13 protein-coding genes, 1 tRNA gene and 1 pseudogene are annotated in these 17,496 nt (G+C 65.9%); 11 read left to right on the top strand and 4 right to left on the bottom strand.

The window, feature by feature from the left end:
- Positions 1-20 precede the first annotated feature (20 nt).
- Entirely contained in the window at positions 21-2,036 is a 2,016-nt protein-coding gene (locus tag ACTIIH_RS09010; RefSeq protein WP_441091697.1) for an LPXTG cell wall anchor domain-containing protein, read from the bottom strand.
- 696 nt (positions 2,037-2,732) lie between these two features.
- Here ACTIIH_RS09010 and ACTIIH_RS09005 point away from each other — a divergent pair.
- Both ACTIIH_RS09005 and ACTIIH_RS09000 read left to right on the top strand, forming a co-directional pair.
- A complete protein-coding gene (locus ACTIIH_RS09005; RefSeq protein WP_441451493.1) occupies positions 2,733-4,109 on the top strand; it encodes a PrsW family intramembrane metalloprotease in 1,377 nt (458 codons plus the stop codon).
- 9 nt (positions 4,110-4,118) lie between these two features.
- On the top strand, positions 4,119-5,309 hold the full coding sequence (locus ACTIIH_RS09000; RefSeq protein WP_441451492.1) for a MarP family serine protease: 1,191 nt from the start codon (positions 4,119-4,121) through the stop codon (positions 5,307-5,309).
- Positions 5,310-5,351: 42 nt separating this feature from the next.
- On the opposite strand, the gene ACTIIH_RS08995 is transcribed toward ACTIIH_RS09000, so the two are convergent.
- From ACTIIH_RS08995 to upp, 3 genes are all read right to left on the bottom strand, one after another.
- Positions 5,352-6,293 (bottom strand): endonuclease/exonuclease/phosphatase family protein, encoded by a 942-nt coding sequence (locus ACTIIH_RS08995; protein ID WP_441451491.1) that lies wholly within the window; start codon positions 6,291-6,293, stop codon positions 5,352-5,354.
- Positions 6,294-6,368: 75 nt separating this feature from the next.
- Positions 6,369-7,187, bottom strand: a complete 819-nt coding sequence (locus ACTIIH_RS08990) for a winged helix-turn-helix domain-containing protein (protein WP_441451490.1) — start codon at positions 7,185-7,187, stop codon at positions 6,369-6,371.
- Between the two features lie 288 nt (positions 7,188-7,475).
- Positions 7,476-8,114 (bottom strand): uracil phosphoribosyltransferase, encoded by a 639-nt coding sequence (gene upp / locus ACTIIH_RS08985; RefSeq protein ID WP_441091702.1) that lies wholly within the window; start codon positions 8,112-8,114, stop codon positions 7,476-7,478.
- Between the two features lie 73 nt (positions 8,115-8,187).
- On the opposite strand from upp, the gene ACTIIH_RS08980 reads away from it, so the two are divergent.
- From ACTIIH_RS08980 to ACTIIH_RS08940, 9 genes and pseudogenes are all read left to right on the top strand, one after another.
- A complete protein-coding gene (locus tag ACTIIH_RS08980) occupies positions 8,188-8,739 on the top strand; it encodes a tRNA adenosine deaminase-associated protein (RefSeq protein WP_441091703.1) in 552 nt (183 codons plus the stop codon).
- A gap of 32 nt (positions 8,740-8,771) precedes the next feature.
- Positions 8,772-9,203 carry a nucleoside deaminase gene (locus tag ACTIIH_RS08975; RefSeq protein WP_441091704.1) on the top strand — a complete coding sequence of 144 codons (432 nt, stop codon included), beginning with the start codon at positions 8,772-8,774 and terminating at the stop codon, positions 9,201-9,203.
- 63 nt (positions 9,204-9,266) lie between these two features.
- Positions 9,267-9,357, top strand: a tRNA-Ser gene (locus ACTIIH_RS08970).
- Positions 9,358-9,644: 287 nt separating this feature from the next.
- Positions 9,645-11,105 (top strand): NCS2 family permease, encoded by a 1,461-nt coding sequence (locus ACTIIH_RS08965; protein WP_441451489.1) that lies wholly within the window; start codon positions 9,645-9,647, stop codon positions 11,103-11,105.
- 195 nt (positions 11,106-11,300) lie between these two features.
- Complete coding sequence (locus tag ACTIIH_RS08960; protein WP_441451488.1) at positions 11,301-12,758, top strand: xanthine dehydrogenase small subunit; 1,458 nt, start codon at positions 11,301-11,303, stop codon at positions 12,756-12,758.
- Positions 12,758-15,136: a xanthine dehydrogenase molybdopterin binding subunit gene (gene xdhB / locus ACTIIH_RS08955; RefSeq protein ID WP_441451487.1), complete on the top strand. Its 2,379-nt coding sequence runs from the start codon at positions 12,758-12,760 to the stop codon at positions 15,134-15,136. Before ACTIIH_RS08960 ends, xdhB begins: the two co-directional genes overlap by 1 nt.
- Positions 15,133-15,918, top strand: a complete 786-nt coding sequence (gene xdhC, locus ACTIIH_RS08950) for a xanthine dehydrogenase accessory protein XdhC (protein WP_441451486.1) — start codon at positions 15,133-15,135, stop codon at positions 15,916-15,918. Before xdhB ends, xdhC begins: the two co-directional genes overlap by 4 nt.
- A 54-nt stretch (positions 15,919-15,972) precedes the next feature.
- Complete coding sequence (gene guaD / locus ACTIIH_RS08945; RefSeq protein ID WP_441451485.1) at positions 15,973-17,250, top strand: guanine deaminase; 1,278 nt, start codon at positions 15,973-15,975, stop codon at positions 17,248-17,250.
- Positions 17,251-17,348: 98 nt separating this feature from the next.
- Positions 17,349-17,496 (top strand): annotated as a pseudogene (locus ACTIIH_RS08940) (thiamine pyrophosphate-dependent enzyme); the annotation flags it as partial.

Here is a 17,496-nt window from a genome sequence, read left to right as displayed (position 1 = left end):
TGACGTGCATTCACAGCCTCTCAGTCTTTCCTGCTGCGGTTGCCGCAGATCAGCAGGATCGTTGAGCCGAGTCCGACGAAGACGATGCCCAGGCCGATGAGCATGCCGGTGCCAGTCGCGCCGGTGCGGGGCAGTTCGCCCGTCGGTGCCGGAGCTGCGGGAGTCTCGGCGACCGGTTCGACCGGTGGCGTTTCGGGCTTCTCCGGGGCTTCGGGTGTCTCTGGCTGTTCCGGAGGAGCCGGGGGAGTGCTCGGCTGCTCCGGTTGTTCCGGGGGAGTCGGTGGCGTGCTCGGTTCCTCTGGCGGTGCCGGGGGAGTGCTCGGTTTCTCCTCGGGTGGGCGGTGCACGGTTTCAACCGGAACACCCCAGTCGCTCGTCCATGCGGCGTTGACGTCGCTGCCCTCGATCGTGGTCACATAGGTGACCCAGCCGACCGGCATGTCGATGGGCTCCGTGGTGATCTCGACGTGGCCGTTCTCGTCGGCGTTGACGGTGAAGTCCTGCACGGACAGCTCCGTACCGTCGGTCTCCTTCGACTGCACGGGTTCGTCCTCGACGTGATACGCGGTGACGGTGAGCACGGCTTCGGAACCGGGCCGCAGACCGGTCACAGCCACCTCGTCGTGGGTTGATGTTCCGTCCAGCACCGCCTCGGTGTCGGCGGTCGGAGTCCACGGGACGAACCCGGTCTCACGGGGTTGACCGTGGATTCCCTTCCATTCCTTCGTCGCTTTGTCCCCGGCGATCGTTTCGGTGAAGTACAGCCAGCCGCGGAAGTCCTCGGGCACGGTGACCTCGCCGGACGTATGGGTGCCGTTGCCGATATCCTTCGAGGTCACGGATCCGATCTCGCGGGCATCATCGTTCTTCACACCCTGTTTCGGTGACGTCGCGGTCTGCCACAGGGTGTGCTCGACCGTGACCGTGTGGTCGCCGATGAGACCGGAGACCGTGAACTCGTCGGTGACGGACCCGCCGGGTGTCGGGGTCTGGTCGGAGATCTCGGTGGTCACCTTCGGCTGGGACGTCATTTCCAACGACGCCTTGTCCGTGACGGAATCGGGAGTGTCCGGGGTGATGACTCGCTGCACGCGTGTACCGGAACTCGGTTCGAAGACACGCACGGTCTGCGGGGCGACCTTCGCCGAAGCAGTCACGGACACGGTTCCGGGCGCGCTCGCCTTGAGCGTCTGAGTCACGGGTTCTGCTCCGGTGGTCACGGTTTTCGGGGCCTTCTCAGCGCCGGCAATCTTGAGGGTGACGGGGACATCGGGAACCTGGGCCCCGGAGGCGCTGAGGAGGGAGACCTTCAGCGTCGCCTCATCGGTCGGAGTGCCGAGGATCTTCGGGCGGTCGTCGTCTTTGCTGCTGTCGGGCGAATCCTGGTCGCTGTTCGGCGAATGTTTGTCGCTGTTCGGCGAATCGGAGGCCCAGGAATCAGGAGAAGTGGAGGATCCCGGGGCGGCATAGGGTTCGAGCACAGGCATCCGCAGCACTGGTTCGAGGCTGATGTCGAGAGTGTACGGTCCCGCGAACTTCTTCGCCTCGGCGAGGATCGTCGTGTGCTTCTTGGCGGCAGCAGCGAACTTCTTGCCCAGGTCGTCCGGCTTCTGCGGCGGCACCTTGTGGTCGTGGGGAAGGTTCTTGTCGAGGCGCGCCATCGCGCTCAGTGCGGCCTGCACATCTTTCGACTTCGATCCCGCATATTCAGAGAGGGCCCAGGCCGTCTGGGCCGAGGTGACCTGTTCGGCTTTCGCGTCCTTGAAATACTTCGCCAGCGGTGACTTCTTCCCGGCATCGATGCAGTAGGCGGAGGTGTCGGGGAAGGTCCGATAGGAGCCGTACCATGTCTTGCCCTGCTTCGCGTGATGCCAGATGCCTGGACCATAGGCGTTGGGCGCGGTGTGCACCGGTACCTCGCCGAGGCTGACCGGCGGTCCCGCCGCCATGGCCGGACCCAGCCCGATGAGAGAGGCCACGGAGAGGACGATGAAGAGGAGTGCGGTGCGCAGCGATGCGAGTCTGAGAGTAGTCATGGACCGATTCGACACGTGCAGGCAGCTCTGAGGCCAGAGCCGGTCGAGGGCCTGTGGAAAGCAGCTTGCGTATCCACAGGATTTGACGTTGGAGTGGAGTGCTGATGGGCAGTGTCGGGGTGGGGGAGTGGAACGCGATCGATTCGCGGTTCTCGGCGCTGCACGAATGGACAGGCTCGCCGAGGCGGCCCGACAGTCACCTCGGTACGCGGTGCGGAGCTCGTGGTCGTCCACAGCCGAAAATGTCTGAGTCCGCTGAGCAACGACATTCGGAGGTGGGGGAAATCGGATGACGGCGGCATTCCCATGAGATGGCAGTCGGCTGAAGTGTTGCTGGATGGATACACAGTCAGGCGGTCTGCCACCGGTGCTGACTCTAGACTGTGGTGAGCGGCAATTTCCCCAATGCAGAAGGACACAACTATGTCGGCACACAACGGCCCCGGTTCGCAGAGACCGCAGCCGCCCCGCGTGCAGGGCCCTCCGAACCCGAACGTGCCTCCGGTGCAGGGTCAGATGCCGCCGCAGGGCCAACAGGGTCCAGTGCCGCAGAATCAGCAGCCGAATCATGATCGGTTCCGACCGCGACCACTGGGAACGCAGCAGCCGAATCAGCAGCCTCCCGTGCAGGGACAGCAACAGGTTCCGCCGCCCCAGCAGGCACCCGGCCGCCAGCTGCCACCGCAGGGTCAGCCGATGCCAGGTCCCGGTCGTCCCATGCACCCGCAGATGCAGCCGGTTCCAGGCCAGCCCGTGATGTATGCGCCCCCACCGGCGCAGGCTCGGGTCTACGCGCAGCCGCGGTTTGCGCCGACGGTGACTCAGGAGATGCGGATCCGTGCAGGAATGCAGGCACCTCAACAGGTCGTCACCGATACTCCCTGGACCGGTGCCGTGCGAAAGGCACAACCGGAGACCGAACCCGATTCGACCGGAAACATCGTCCGCCTCGTCGCCGCGATCCTCGTTCTCGTCGCTCTCGTCGGTGGGCTCGGCCTTCTCGCTCTGCTCGGCGGACTGAGCTTCGGTGTCCGCCTCTTCGGTCTCATCGGACTCGCAGCGATCCCGCTTCTGGCAATCATCGCGTATGTGCTCTGGCTCGACCGGTGGAAACCGAAGCCGAAGCTCCTCCTCGGCATCTGTCTGCTCTGGGGAGCCGTCGCTTCGGTCATCCTCACCCTCGGCTTCTCACTCGTCGGTGACATCGCTCTCTATATGGTCGGCATCAATGGGGTGCCCGACGTCATCGGTGCAGTCATCCAGGCTCCGATCCTCGAGGAATCGACCAAGACCTTCCTCTTGCTCGTCATCGTCCTCGCCGCCCGGCGCCACTTCGAAGGCCCCCTCGACGGGCTCGTCTACGGTTCGCTCATCGGTGCCGGATTCGCCTTCACCGAGAACATCCTCTACCTCGGCCAATCATGGAACGACGGCGAACTTCCGGGACTGGCAGTGACATTCGCCATGCGCTGCCTCGGCTCACCGCTGCTGCACACTGCATTTTCGACCTGCGCCGGTGTGTCGATCGGCCTCGCCGCCCGCAAATGGCCGTGGTGGTCGCTCATCCTCATGTGGCTGCCCGGACTCGTGCTCGGCATGGTCCTGCACGGCTTCTGGAACGCCTCGATGACTCTCCTCGGTGTGTTCGGGCAAGCGACCCGCAACGTGATGGGCGGAATGCTCCCGCAGATCATCGGCCTCGTCGTGCTCAGCGCCATTCTCTCCGCCGCCTGGGTGACGCTGGGACTCCTTCTGCGCCGCAGCGAGCGAATGCACACCCAGAACATGCTCGGCGACTATGCGAACTCCGGTTGGCTCACCCACGCCGAGGTCGACATGCTCGGCACCTGGAAGGGTCGGAAGAACGGCCGCGACTGGGCGAAGTCGTTCCCCGGCGGCAAGGAGGAGATGAAGACCATGATCCGCACCTCCGGCAGACTGTCGACGACGCGGATGCGTGTGCTCGCGGGTATCGGCGGCGAACAGGAACGCAAGATCGAACGAGCCGAACTCAAACAGTTCTCCGACGCCCGCGAACGACTGCTCGCGGCCTCCAGACAGACTGTGCGGTAAGTTCCAGCGGTGACGATCTTCGACATCCTCCTCATCGTCTTCGGCATCGGGGCGCTCTTCGCCGGGTTCCGCCAGGGCATCATCACCGCGCTCGGAACCGCGGCCGGCTTCATCGTCGGCTGGATTCTCGGGCGCCTGCTCTCCCCGTTCGTCGAATCGCTGAGCGCCGGCACCGACGTCATGGACAACCCCGGTGTGCTCATGCTGCTGGCCTCGATGCCGTTGGTCCTCAGCGTTCTCTTCGCCTTCGCCGGCAGCGGCATCGGCGCGTGGATCAAGCACAACATGGACTCCGACCTCGGTCAGGGCATCGATGCGATCGGCGGCACCATCACCGCCGGGGTCGTCTATGTCCTCGTCGTCTGGCTCGCCGCCGGCTTCATCCGCACCACCCCGCTCGTCGAACCCAACCGCTGGGTCGCCGACTCCACGGTCATCGCCGCGATCGATCGCACCATTCCCTACTCTTCCCAGAACGCGCTGGGCGGACTGGCGAAGGGACTGAGCGCCTCCGGGTTCCCACAGGTGTTCTCCGGTCAGCCCGAACAGATCCGCGGAGTCGGAGAACCCGACGAAGGCATGGTCGCCGTCGGACGCAGCGTCGACGATTCGGTCGTCAAGATCACGACGACGGCCACCAGCTGCGCCACCGGTTCGGAAGGCTCCGGCTTCGTCTATGAGGATGGACTCGTCGCCACCAACGCCCACGTCGTGGCCGGGTCCACGGAACTGGCCGTACAGGTCGGGGGCAAGGGCAGGCCGTACCGGGCCGAGGTCGTCGAATTCGATGCCGAAGCCGATGTGGCCGTGCTCCGAGTCGCTGGGCTCGAGGCCCCCGCCCTCGACTTCGGAAACGGGCTCGGACCCGGCGACGACTCCGTCGTCGTGGGATTCCCCGCCAACGGTCCCTATACGATCTCACCGGCCCGCGTGCGGGAGAAGATCAACGCCCGCGGACTCGACATCTACGACTCGCAGTCGGTCGTCCGGGAAGTCTATGCCCTGCGCGGAATCGTGAGGGAAGGCAACTCGGGAGGCCCGCTCATCGATGCCGACGGAAATGTCGTCGGCATGGTCTTCGCCCGTTCGGCCACCGATGACGAAACCGGCTACGCCCTTACCCGAGCCGAGATCGCCGACGAACTCAACGCCGGTGCCGCCGAGCGCACACCGCAGCCGACAGGGCAGTGTACGAACTGAGACGCGTGCACGAATTGAGACGCGTGCATGAACCGACCCGGACTACTTGAGGTCGAGCCCGGCGAGGACGGCGCGATGGTCACTCGATCCGCGTTCGAGCACCTCGTCGGAGGTGGCGTCGAAACCGCGGTAGAGGACATGGTCGAGTCGGGTCACGGGGAACCGGGCGGGCCAGGTGAAGCCGAAGCCGCCTCGGGCCTCTTCCCGGGTATCCTGCAGCGGCGGCACCAGGGTCTCCATATTGTTGTCGGTCGTCGCCGTGTTGAAATCGCCGGCGATGACGACATGCTCGGCGCTGTCGGTCTCCACGGTCGTGGCCAACCGGCGCAGAGCGGCATTGCGCATCGATTCGTGACCGGGGCGCACCGATGGCATATGCACGGCATAGAAGCGGATGTCACCGTGATCGGTCGAGATCGTGGTCGCGAACGCGCGCGGCCACTGCAGGCCGAGGTCGACCTCCTCGGGCTCCGACATCGGCCATTTCGACCAGACTCCGATGGTGTCGACGACCTGAGAATGCTCGAACGAGGAGTCGAGCTCTTTGTGGATGATCTTGCCCGACAGCGACTCGAGCTCCTGGATCGTGACGATGTCCGGATCACGGTCGACGATGTTCTGCGCGGCAGCGGTGGGCTGCGGCATCCTCGCCCCCACGTTGTGGGTGGCCACCGTCAGGTCCGGATCACCGGAATCATCGTTCGGCAGCAGGGCCGGACCGAACATCCCCGTCCACACCAGAGCGGGCACGAGGAATCCGATGGCCGAGAGCCACGAGAAGCGGATGAGGAACATGAGCAGCACGAGCGCGAGGACGATCCCCGTCCACGGCAGCACGGATTCGAGGATGAGCGCGACGCCCATCCGCGTCGGCAGCAGATTGTGGAAAAGCAGGAATGCCGCATAGAGGATCCCGAGGATCAATGCGGTGATGCCCTTCGCGGGGCTGTGTCTTCTGCGCGGTGCGGAGTATGCCTGGTTCATCGATCAACGATCTTAACCGGGAAGTCTGGCCCCACGCTGGAAGCGACTTGCGGCGCGGCTCACAGCCGCACGAGATCAGCGACGCGCCGTCGCGCTCCACACCGTCACATCGGGGTGAGTGTCGTAGCGATACCCCGAACCCCTCATCGTGCGCACCACGGAGGCATATTCGCCGAGGCGGCGCCGCAGTCGGCGGATATGGACATCCACGGTGCGTTCGTCGGGAACCTCACCGCCGGACCACACCGCGGTGATGAGGTCCTCCCGGGGCAGGGTCTCATCGGCGTGGGAGACGAGGGTGGCGAGCAGGTCGAATTCCTTCGTCGTGACATCGACGAGGTCACCGTCGATGCGGACCTCGCGGCGTGGAATGTCGATGCGCAGACGTTCCCCGGTCGCCTGGGTGTAGGCATCGCCGGCGCGACCGCCGAAACCGCGGGGCGCGGGAGCCGCCGGAGCGGTCTCCTCGCGCAGAGCCGGCGGGTGGATGCGGTTGGGAATGCGCGAACGCACGGGCCCGTGTGTCGCCGCCGGCGCACCGGTCGCGGCCGGGGAGCCGGTGGCCACGGCCCGGACAGCGTCGATATCGCTGCCGCGGCCCTCCGGGGCCAAGGCGATGACAGCCTGGGTCTCGGCCTGGCTGGCGAGTTCCTTGGCGTAGGCTTGCAGCTCAGCGGCGATCGCGGAGAGGTTTGTGCCGTCGGCGGCGGCCTTGGTCTCATCGAGTCCGATGTAGACGATGATTCCGCGGGCGGCCTTCGGCGAGGGGACGACTCCGGCGGGCCCGTAGGTGTGCGGTGGGTTCTGCGGGTCGACTGCGCTCAACCTGGCTCCTGCACGTCGAGTGGCCACTGCACTGCGGGGATGGATGTAGGCGGGTTCTGGGTTCGGCATAGCTGTCCTTCGCTTTCGACCATGCGGTCGATATGACTGGAAGAGTCCGCTGCTTGAGTGAACTCGTTCGAGGCCGGACAGCGGGAGTGGGATCACCGACCACGAACGCAGGGCATACACATATGTGCGCCCGGCATTCGCATCTGATGAATCGTCGAAGTCATGGCTTCATTATTTGTCACAAAAGTTCGGCCGTGCAAAGGAAAGTTCGAAAATGAGACGACTGTGACGAAATATGACGACACAGTCGCCGAGGCTGACGACCGAAAACGTCATCCGCGCATGCCGTCAGTCGACGACTCCGTACATCCGGTCCCCGGCGTCGCCGAGTCCGGGCACGATGTAGCCCTTCTCGTTGAGCTTCTCATCGAGAGCCGCCGTGTACACCTTGACTTCGGCAGAATCGCTGTAGTCGCGCTCGATGCGTGCCACACCCTCGGGGGCGGAGACGAGGCACACCGCAGTGACGTCGCGAGCCCCGCGAGCGAGCAGGAAGTCGATGGCCATGGCCAGGGTGCCGCCGGTGGCGAGCATCGGATCGACGACGAAGATCTGCCGACCTGTGAGGTCATCGGGCAGACGGTCGGCATAGGCGCTGGGTTCGAAGGTCGTCTCGTCGCGGACCATTCCGAGGAAGCCCACCTCGGCGGTGGGCAGAATGCGCAGCATTCCGTCGAGCATGCCGAGGCCGGCGCGCAGGATCGGGACCACGACGGGGCGGGGTTCAGCGATGCGGGTGCCGGTGGTCGTCGTCACCGGGGTCGAGATCTCCTTGTCCTCGACCGCTACCGATCGGGTCGCCTCGTAGGCCAGCAGCATGACGAGCTCTTCGGTGAGCTGGCGGAAGCGAGCGGAATCCGTGTTCGCATCGCGCAGAGCGGTGAGCTTGTGTGCGATGAGCGGGTGATCGGCCACGTGAAGATGCATACCCCATATGGTACGGGAGAACTTCGCCGCTTCGGCAGTGGTCAACGCGGGACGAAGCGTTCACAATGGAGGCATGTCGTACTTCACTGAGATCCTGGCCGATTCCGGCGATGGCTTCCGCGCCCTCGATGTCGACGTCCGTGACGCGAACGACCTCGACGACCTCGTCGATATGATGCGTTCGGCAGCCGGCGATGACGGAGAGGCTGTGGCCGTCATCGAACACGAAGACGAATGGTTCGGGCTCGTGCGCCTGTGCCGGAACAACGAGGTCAAGGTCTTCCTCTCCGATCTCGCCGCCGTCGAGGCGAGCCCGTTCGCGGAGATCTTCGCCGACTTCCTCGACTCCCGCCCCGACGCCTACGATGCCGAACCCGAAGACGACTTCGGCGCCGAGGAGGATGAGGCTGCCGCCGACGGGGACGACGACGAAGACGAGGTCGAGATGCTCGAATTCGACGCTGACTCCGAATGGGGCGGAGACGCCGATATCTACTCCGACCGCGGAGTCCCCGCCGCTACGCTCATCGACCAGGTCGAGAGCTATCGATCCGATCCCGCCCGGGTCGTCGCCCACGTCGGCGAGACCGTCGGCTTCGCCGATCAGCTCGAGGCCGCACGCTGACCGCTGCGACCACGGCCCGGTTCGGCGAATGGATGGGGCATGCCCTCGCCGAGGCGGTCTTCGCCCCGTCTCATGACGACGTTCCCGTCGGTGCCGTCGTCGTCGACGGGGACGGTGAGATCATCGGGCGCGGTCACAATCGGCGGGAGGTCGATACCGATCCGCTCGGCCACGCCGAGCTCATGGCGATCTCCGCTGCCGCCTCGGCGAGGGGGAAGTGGCGCTTGGATGGCTGCACGCTCGTCGTCACCCTGGAACCATGCGCGATGTGCGCCGGGGCCCTTGTCGGCTCCCGCATCGACAGGGTCGTCTTCGGCGCCTTCGACGACAAGGCCGGGGCGGTCGGCTCGGTCTGGGATCTGCTGCGCGACCGCGCCGCACTCCACCATCCGGAGGTCACCTCGGGCGTCCGGGCGGAGGAGAGTCGGGCCCTGCTGAGGGAGTTCTTCGCGGCCAAACGCTGACGTGTCCCAGCTCACGGCGAACCGATTTGGACGCACAAAGTCCACCGCTGTACAGTTGTCGGCGGTGGCGTGTCCGAGCGGCCGAAGGTGCAACACTCGAAATGTTGTGTAGGGCAACCCCCTACCGTGGGTTCAAATCCCACCGCCACCGCCAAGGGAAGCCCCTGATCAGACGTTTCTGGTCAGGGGTTTCGTCTGTCTCGTCGAAGGATGGCATCGGCGCGGGCAGAGGTGTGATGATTGACGCACCAGGGTCGAGCGGCGAGACTTGCTCGGTGAAACAGAAAGAGCTTTCCGGGATATGGAATTACTTTTCGGTATCCCGGTCCGGTATCCGGGGCTGAATACTCGACTGTTTCATTGCGCACGTTCAAGGCGCAGGGCCGACGACGATGAGGTCGCCGGCTGACCAAATCGAACAACCTGAGGTGGTCCATGGAAATGGCTGACAACGACCAAGCGGTGCAGTCCGCATCTTCGAGACCGGGGCTTCTCGACAGATTCTTCGAAATCACCCATCGAGGCTCGACGATCAAGCAGGAGATCCGCGGCGGCATCGTCGCCTTCGTCGCGATGGCCTATATCGTCGTCCTCAATCCGCTCATCCTCGGCGGTTCCCAGGACGTCGCCGGAGACAGCCTCGACTTCGCCCAGCTGACCGCTGTCACCGGGCTCGTCGCCGGCGTCATCACGATTCTCTTCGGCGTCGTCGCCCGACTGCCCTTCGGCCTGGCCGCAGGCCTGGGCATGAACAGCTTCCTCGCCGTCTCCGTCGTCCAGGAGGTCACCTGGGCCGATGCGATGGGGCTGGTGGTCATCAACGGCGTCATCATCGTCGTCCTCGGTGCCACGGGCATCCGCACCGCGATCTTCAATGCCGTCCCACATGCGCTGAAGATCGCGATCACTGTGGGCATCGGACTCTTCATCGCCTTCATCGGCTTCGTCAACGCAGGGTTCGTCACCCGCACCCCGGCGGGCCCACCCGTCCAGCTGGGTCAGGACGGATCGATCGGCTCCCTGCCGACGCTGGTCTTCGTCTTCGCGCTCGTCCTCATCGGCATCCTCGTGGCGCGGAGGATTCCCGGCGGCATCCTCATCGGCATCATCGTGGCCACGATCGCCGCGATCATCATCCAGGCGTTCGCGAAGCTCGGAACCGTCGGCGACCCGGTCGATCCGGACCCGCTGGGCTGGAACCTCTCCGCGCCGGAATTCCCGAAACAGGTCATCGCCCTTCCCGACTTCGGTCTCATCGGCGCCTTCGACCTCGTCGGCGGCTTCCAGCACATCGGAGTCCTCGCGGCCACGATGCTCGTGTTCACCCTCGTGTTCACGAACTTCTTCGACGCCATGGGTTCGATGACCGGACTGGCCCGCAGCGCCGGGCTGCAGACCGAGGACGGAATGTTCCCGCGCATCCGCGAAGCCTTCATCGTCGAAGGTCTCGGCGCGGTCTTCGGCGGCGGTGCCTCCGCATCGTCGAACACGGTCTTCGTCGACTCCGCAGCCGGAATCGCCGAAGGCGCACGCACGGGTCTGGCCGCCTGCATCACCGGTGTGCTGTTCCTGCTGTCGATGTTCTTCTCACCGCTCATCGCCGTCATCCCGATGGAAGCCGGAGCTGCGGCGCTCGTCGTCGTCGGCGCCATGATGGTCACGCAGATCCGTGAGATCGACATGACCGACTTCCGCACCTCGCTGCCGGTCTTCCTCACCATGGTGACGATGCCGCTGACCTATTCGATCGCCAACGGAATCGGCGTCGGATTCATCTCCTGGGCGCTCATCCACGCCATGAGCAACCGTGCCCGCCAGGTCCACTGGCTGCTGTGGGTCGTCTCGGCCGGATTCGTCCTGTACTTCGTTCGCGGTCCGATTTCGGCTATCTTGGGGGCATGAGAACAATGATCGGATACTCAGCTTGGGGAAAGGGCCAGATCGCCCACGGGGCTTGACCTGCGGGGACGACCAGTCCCCTCATCCGCGTTCTTCTGCGCTGTTCGCATGGATAACCAGAAGCTCGAAGAACGAAGCACATTGTTCCAACCATGCACTGTGCGCCTCAGTGGAGAGGCGCGGGAGGTGTGAAGTGCGATGTCCGCAGCGACAACTGACCAGTCAACTGCCGAAGTGACAATCAACGGGACCGTCCGCGAGTTCGACGGCCCACCCCATACGAATGCGCTGGACTTCCTGCGCAGCCAGGGGCTGACCGGAGCGAAGGAAGGCTGCGCCGAAGGCGAATGCGGGGCCTGCGCGATCATGGTCGCCCGCCCCGACGAATCCGGCGGAACCCGCTGGACCTCAGTGAACTCCTGCCTGCTGCCGGCAGCTGCCCTCGACGGGGGAGAGGTCGTGACCTCCGAAGGTCTGGCCGACGGAGACTCCGTCCACCCCGTCCAGGAAGAGATGGCCGTGCGCGGCGGATCCCAGTGCGGATACTGCACCCCCGGCTTCATCTCCTCGATGGCCGCCGAATACTACCGCCCCGATCGCTGCGTGGACGGCTTCGACCTCCACGCCCTGTCGGGCAACCTGTGCCGTTGCACCGGCTACCGCCCCATCCGCGACGCCGCGAATGCGCTGGGGCAGCCTGCCGCCGACGATGCGCTGGCCGCCCGCCGTGACCGCCCGGCACCGGCCCCCGTGGCCACGGATTATCAGCGAGCCGACACCGCCACGGGCCGGATCGGACGCTACCGTCGTCCCGCCACCCTCGCCGAGGCGACCTCCATCCTCAGCCAGGATCCCGAGGCGACCGTCGTGGCCGGGGCCACCGACTGGGGCATCGAGGTCAACATCAAGGGAGCACGCGGTAAGAACATCCTCGCCGTCGACCGGCTCGAGGAGATGCGCGGAATCCGCCGGACCGAATCGTTCGTCGAACTCGGCGCCTCCCGCACCCTGTCCGAACTCGAACGTGAGCTCGCCGGAGACATTCCGCTGCTGGGCAAGCTGTTCCCACAGTTCGCCTCCCGCCTCATCCGCAACGGGGCGACCATCGGCGGCAACCTCGGCACCGGTTCGCCCATCGGCGACACCCCACCGGCGCTGCTGGCCCTCGAAGCCGAACTCGTGCTCACCTCGGTGCGCGGATCCCGAACCGTGGCACTGGCCGACTTCTTCACCGGATACCGGCAGACTGTGCGGGAAGCCGATGAACTCATCACTGCCATCCGCATCCCGCGGCCGCTGTCCCCGCTGACGTCGTTCCAGAAGATCGCCAAACGCCGCTTCGACGACATCTCCTCGGTGGCGATCGGCTACGCCGTCGACATCCAGGACGGATTGATCGCGAAGGCCCGGATCGGACTCGGCGGAGTCGCGGCCACCCCGCTGCGCGCCACCGCCACCGAAGCCCTCCTCGAAGGCCGGCCATGGACATTGGAGACCGTGCACGCGGCGGCCGAGACCCTCGCCGCCGAAGGCACCCCGATGGACGACCACCGGGCGAGTGCGAAATACCGGACCGCGATGCTGCGGTCCTCACTCGAACGCTTCTACGCCGAGCAGCTCGGCCACCCGGCCGTGACCAGCAAGGAGGTCCAGTGATGAGCCAGCTCTCCCAGCGCCCCGCCGACCCGGTCGTCGGCGAACGACACCACCACGAAAGCGCATTCGGTCATGTCACCGGTACCGCGCTCTACACCGATGACCTCGTCGGCCGTCTCACCGGGGTCCTCCACGCCTTCCCCGTGCAGTCGACGACCGCGCACGGCCGCCTCGGCGAGATCGACACGGCACCCGCCTATGCGGTGCCCGGAGTTGTCAAGGTCATCACCGCCGCCGATATTCCCGGCGTCAACGATCAGGGCGTCAAACACGATGAGCCGATGCTGCCGGTCGACGAGATCATGTTCTTCGGCCAGCCCCTGGCCTGGGTCCTCGCCGAGGACCTCGAGGCCGCGAAGGAAGGCGCGGCGGCCGTCACCGCCGAGGTCGAGGAGCTGCCGTCGCTGGTGACCGTGGCTGAGGCGATCGCCGCCGACAGCTACCACGGCACACCCCTGTCGATCGACAAGGGCGAGGTCGACTCCGCGTTCGCTGATGCCGCTCATGTCTTCGAAGGCGAATTCGAGTTCGCCGGCCAGGAGCACTTCTACCTCGAGACGCAGGCCTGCCTGGCCCACATGGACGAGAACGAACAGGTCTTCATCCAGTCCTCGACCCAGCATCCCACCGAGACTCAGGACATCGTCTCCCACGTCCTCGGGGTTCCCGCCCACGAGGTGACCGTGCAGTGCCTGCGCATGGGCGGCGGCTTCGGCGGCAAGGAGATGCAGCCCCACGGCTACGCGGCCCTGGCCGCGCTCGGCGCGAAGCTCACGGGCAGGCCGGTGCGGCTGCGTCTCGACCGCACCCGAGATATCACCATGACCGGAAAGCGGCATGGTTTCCACTCGTCCTGGAAGATCGGATTCACCGAGGAGGGGAAGATCCTCGCCCTCGATGCGACGCTGACCGCCGACGGCGGGTGGAGCCTCGACCTCTCCGAACCCGTGCTCACCCGCGCCATGTGCCATATCGACAACGCCTACTGGGTGCCCAACATCCGGGTCACCGGCCGCATCGCCAAATGCAACAAGACCTCGCAGACGGCCTTCCGCGGTTTCGGCGGCCCGCAGGGCATGCTCGTCATGGAGGACATCATCGGACGTGTCGCCCCGCAGCTGGGGCTGTCCGCCCGGGAGCTGCGGCGCCGGAACTTCTATGCCGACGGCCAGGACACTCCCTACTATCAGCCGGTGCGTCATCCAGAGCGGATCGAAGCATGCTGGGATCAGCTCATCTCCCAATCCGATCTGGACGCCCGCGAAGCTGAGATCGAGGCGTTCAACTCGAGCCACGATCACATCAAGCGGGGGCTGGCGATCACTCCGGTGAAGTTCGGGATCTCGTTCAACCTCACCGCCTTCAACCAGGGCGGAGCGCTCGTGCTCGTGTACAAGGACGGCTCCGTCCTCGTCACCCACGGCGGCACCGAAATGGGGCAAGGCCTGCACCAGAAGATGCTGCAGGTCGCGGCCACCACCCTCGGCGTGCCCCTGTCGACGGTGCGCTTGGCCCCGACCCGCACGGACAAGGTGCCCAACACCTCGGCGACGGCGGCGAGCTCCGGGTCCGACCTCAACGGCGGAGCGGTGAAGAACGCCTGCGACCAGATCCTCGACCGGCTGCGACAGGTCGCCGCGAGCATCCTCGGTGCTCCTGCGCATGAAGTCGAGATCTCACGGGGAATCGTCTCCGCGCTGTCGTCTGCGAAGACGGTGACCTGGGAAGAGCTGATCAACACCGCGTACTTCCAGCGCATCCAACTCTCGGCCTCCGGCTTCTACCGCACCGAGGGACTGCACTGGAACCTCTCGCAGATGCGCGGGGAGCCGTTCAAGTACTTCGCCTACGGAGCGGCGGTGTCCGAGGTCGAAGTCAACCGCTTTGACGGCTCCTACACCCTGCGTCGCGTCGACATCGTCCACGACGTGGGAGACTCCCTGTCCCCGCTGCTCGATCTCGGACAGATCGAGGGCGGCTTCATCCAGGGTGCCGGCTGGCTGACGCTGGAAGATCTGCGCTGGGACGAATCGGACAAGCCGAGCCGGGGACGTCTGGCCACTCAAGCGGCGAGCACGTACAAGATCCCGAGCTTCTCCGAAGTCCCCGAGGTCTTCAACGTCGCCTTCCTCGACAAGGCACACGAAGAGGGAGCCGTGTACGGGTCGAAGGCCGTGGGCGAACCTCCGCTCATGCTCGCCTTCTCCGTCCGCGAAGCCCTGCGCGAGGCCGTCGGGGCCTTCGCACGCCCCGGCCACAGCATCGACCTCGCGTCCCCGGCCATACCCGAAGCGGTGTTCTGGGCGATCGAGGAAGCCCGCGGTCTGGGCTCGGGGGCGGCCGCCTCGGCGAGGGAAGGGCAACGAGTCCCGTCATGACCTGGATGGACACCGCAGCCGAGCTTCGCGCAGCTCGGGTGCCGGCTGTCCTCGTCACTCTCGCCGCGGTGCGTGGGCATGCCCCGCGTGAGGCGGGAGCGAAGATGATCGCCACCGCCGATGACCTTTTCGGGACCATCGGCGGGGGCAATCTCGAGATGACGGCCCTCACCCGTGCCCGGGAACTGCTCTCCGATGGGCAGACGGCCCCGGAGATGCTCACCCTGCGGCTCAACGACAAGGCTCCGGCCAAATACGGTCGCCAATGCTGCGGCGGAGAGGTCACGATGCTCTTCGAACCCCTGCCCGTGCCCGCCTCGGTGGCGATCTTCGGCATCGGCAACATCGGACTCGAGCTCACTCGGATCCTCGCCCGCCACGATCTCGACCTCACCCTGTCCGATTCGCGTCCCGAACAGCTCGAGGCTCTCAATGGGTTGGAAGAGCCGGTGGCGCGGATCCGCCGCGAATTCGCCGTCGTCGGCGAAGAGGTGATCACGGAGCTGCCGGCCGGCGCACACGTGGTCATCATGACCCACGACCATGCCGAAGATCTGCACCTGTGCTCCGCGGCACTGACCCGCGGCGACTTCGGCTCGGTCGGGCTCATCGGCTCGAATGCGAAATGGCAGCGCTTCCGCACGAACCTCGCCTCCGAAGGCTTCGACCTCGAGGCCGTCGACACGATCCGGTGCCCCATCGGACTGCCCGAGCTGCCGGGCAAAGGCCCCGCGACGATCGCCGTGAGCGTCGCCGCGGACCTGCTCGGCCGCATCGGCTGAGCTTCACGCTGACTTTCATCACTGACTTTCACCACTGACTCAAGGAGAACCACTGTGGTCATCTACCGTGTCCGCGTCTTCGATACGCCGGACAACCCGTTCACCGGAGGCCGGCTGCGTTCGGCTTCCGATACCGCCCTCGTCGTCGACGACGGGCTCATCACCTCCCGCACCGATGTCGACGCCGCCCGAGCAGCGCATCCGGACGCCGAGGTCATCGACCTCCGCGACGGTGTGCTCATCCCCGGACTCATCGACACCCACGTCCATCTGCCCCAGGTCCGTGCCATCGGCCACCTCGGGCGGCCTCTGCTCGACTGGCTCGACCAGTGCGCCCTGCCCGAAGAGGCGAAACTCGCCGACCCGGCCTACGCGAAGGCGGTGGCCGGCGAGTTCCTCACGGGGCTGATCTCGGCGGGGACCACCTCGGCGATGGTCTTCGGTTCGCACTTCGCGAGCGCCATGGACATCTTCTTCTCCGCCGCTTCAGAATCGGGGCTGCGGATCACCTCCGGGCTGGTGACGAGCGACCGGAACCTGCCCGAGGCGCTGCTCACCGACGTGGAGCGCTCGACGGAGGAGAGCCAGGCGCTCATCGACCGGTGGCACGGGAACGGACGACTGCGCTACGCGGTGACGCCGCGCTTCTCGTTCTCCGCAGGTCCGCAGCTGCTGGCCGCCGGCGGCCGCCTCGTGGAGGAGAATCCGGGCATCTGGGTGACCTCGCACCTGAACGAGAACGTCGACGAGATCTCCGGAGTCGCGCAGATCCACCCGGAGGCTCGTGACTATCTCGACACCTACGACCGGGCGGGACTCGTGGGGCGGCGGACCGTGCTTGCGCACAACGTCCATCCGCAGGATCGGGAACTGGCACGCATGGCCGAGGCCGGATCCGTGGCCGCGCACTGCCCGACCTCGAACTCGGCTCTGGCCAGCGGCTTCTTCCCGCTGCGCCGGCATATCGAGTCAGGCGTCCGAGTGGCTCTGGGCTCCGACGTCGGGGCGGGGACCGGGTTCAGCCTGCTCAAGGAAGGGGTGCAGTCGTACTTCATGCAGCAGCTCGATCCGTCCGGGGGAGTGGCCCTGAACTCCGCGCATCTGCTGCACCTGGCGACTGCGGCCGGGGCCGAGGCGCTCGAACTCGACGATGTCGGCGTGCTGAGTCCGGGCAAGCGCTTCGACGCCGTGCTCATCCGCCCGGCAGAGGGCCAGCCCTTGGACGTCGGCATCCGCCACGCCGCCGATGACGAGGACGCTTTGGCGACGATCTTCGCCATGGGCACCCCGGCCGACATCGCCGGCGTCTGGGTCGACGGCACCCCTCTCTGACCCCAATTACTACCTGACGGCGGCCCAGCAACCTCGCGAGGTTGCTGGGCCGCCGTCAGGTAGTTCTGAGGGGAAGGTCTTGACGGGAACTCCACGGGCGATTCATGCTCGAAGAGCTCGCTGTCGGCGCGCAGCACCGGATCCCCTATGTCCACATCGTCGTCAACAACTCCTACCTGGGCCTCATCCGTCAGTCCCAGCGCGGCTTCGAGATGGACTACGAGGTGTCGCTGGCATTCGAGAACA

The sequence above is a fragment of the Brevibacterium sp. genome (assembly GCF_052105255.1).
Lineage (GTDB): Bacteria > Actinomycetota > Actinomycetes > Actinomycetales > Brevibacteriaceae > Brevibacterium > Brevibacterium linens_B.
Note: the sequence above shows the minus strand (reverse complement) of the source record. Positions and strands in the feature narration are given on the sequence as shown.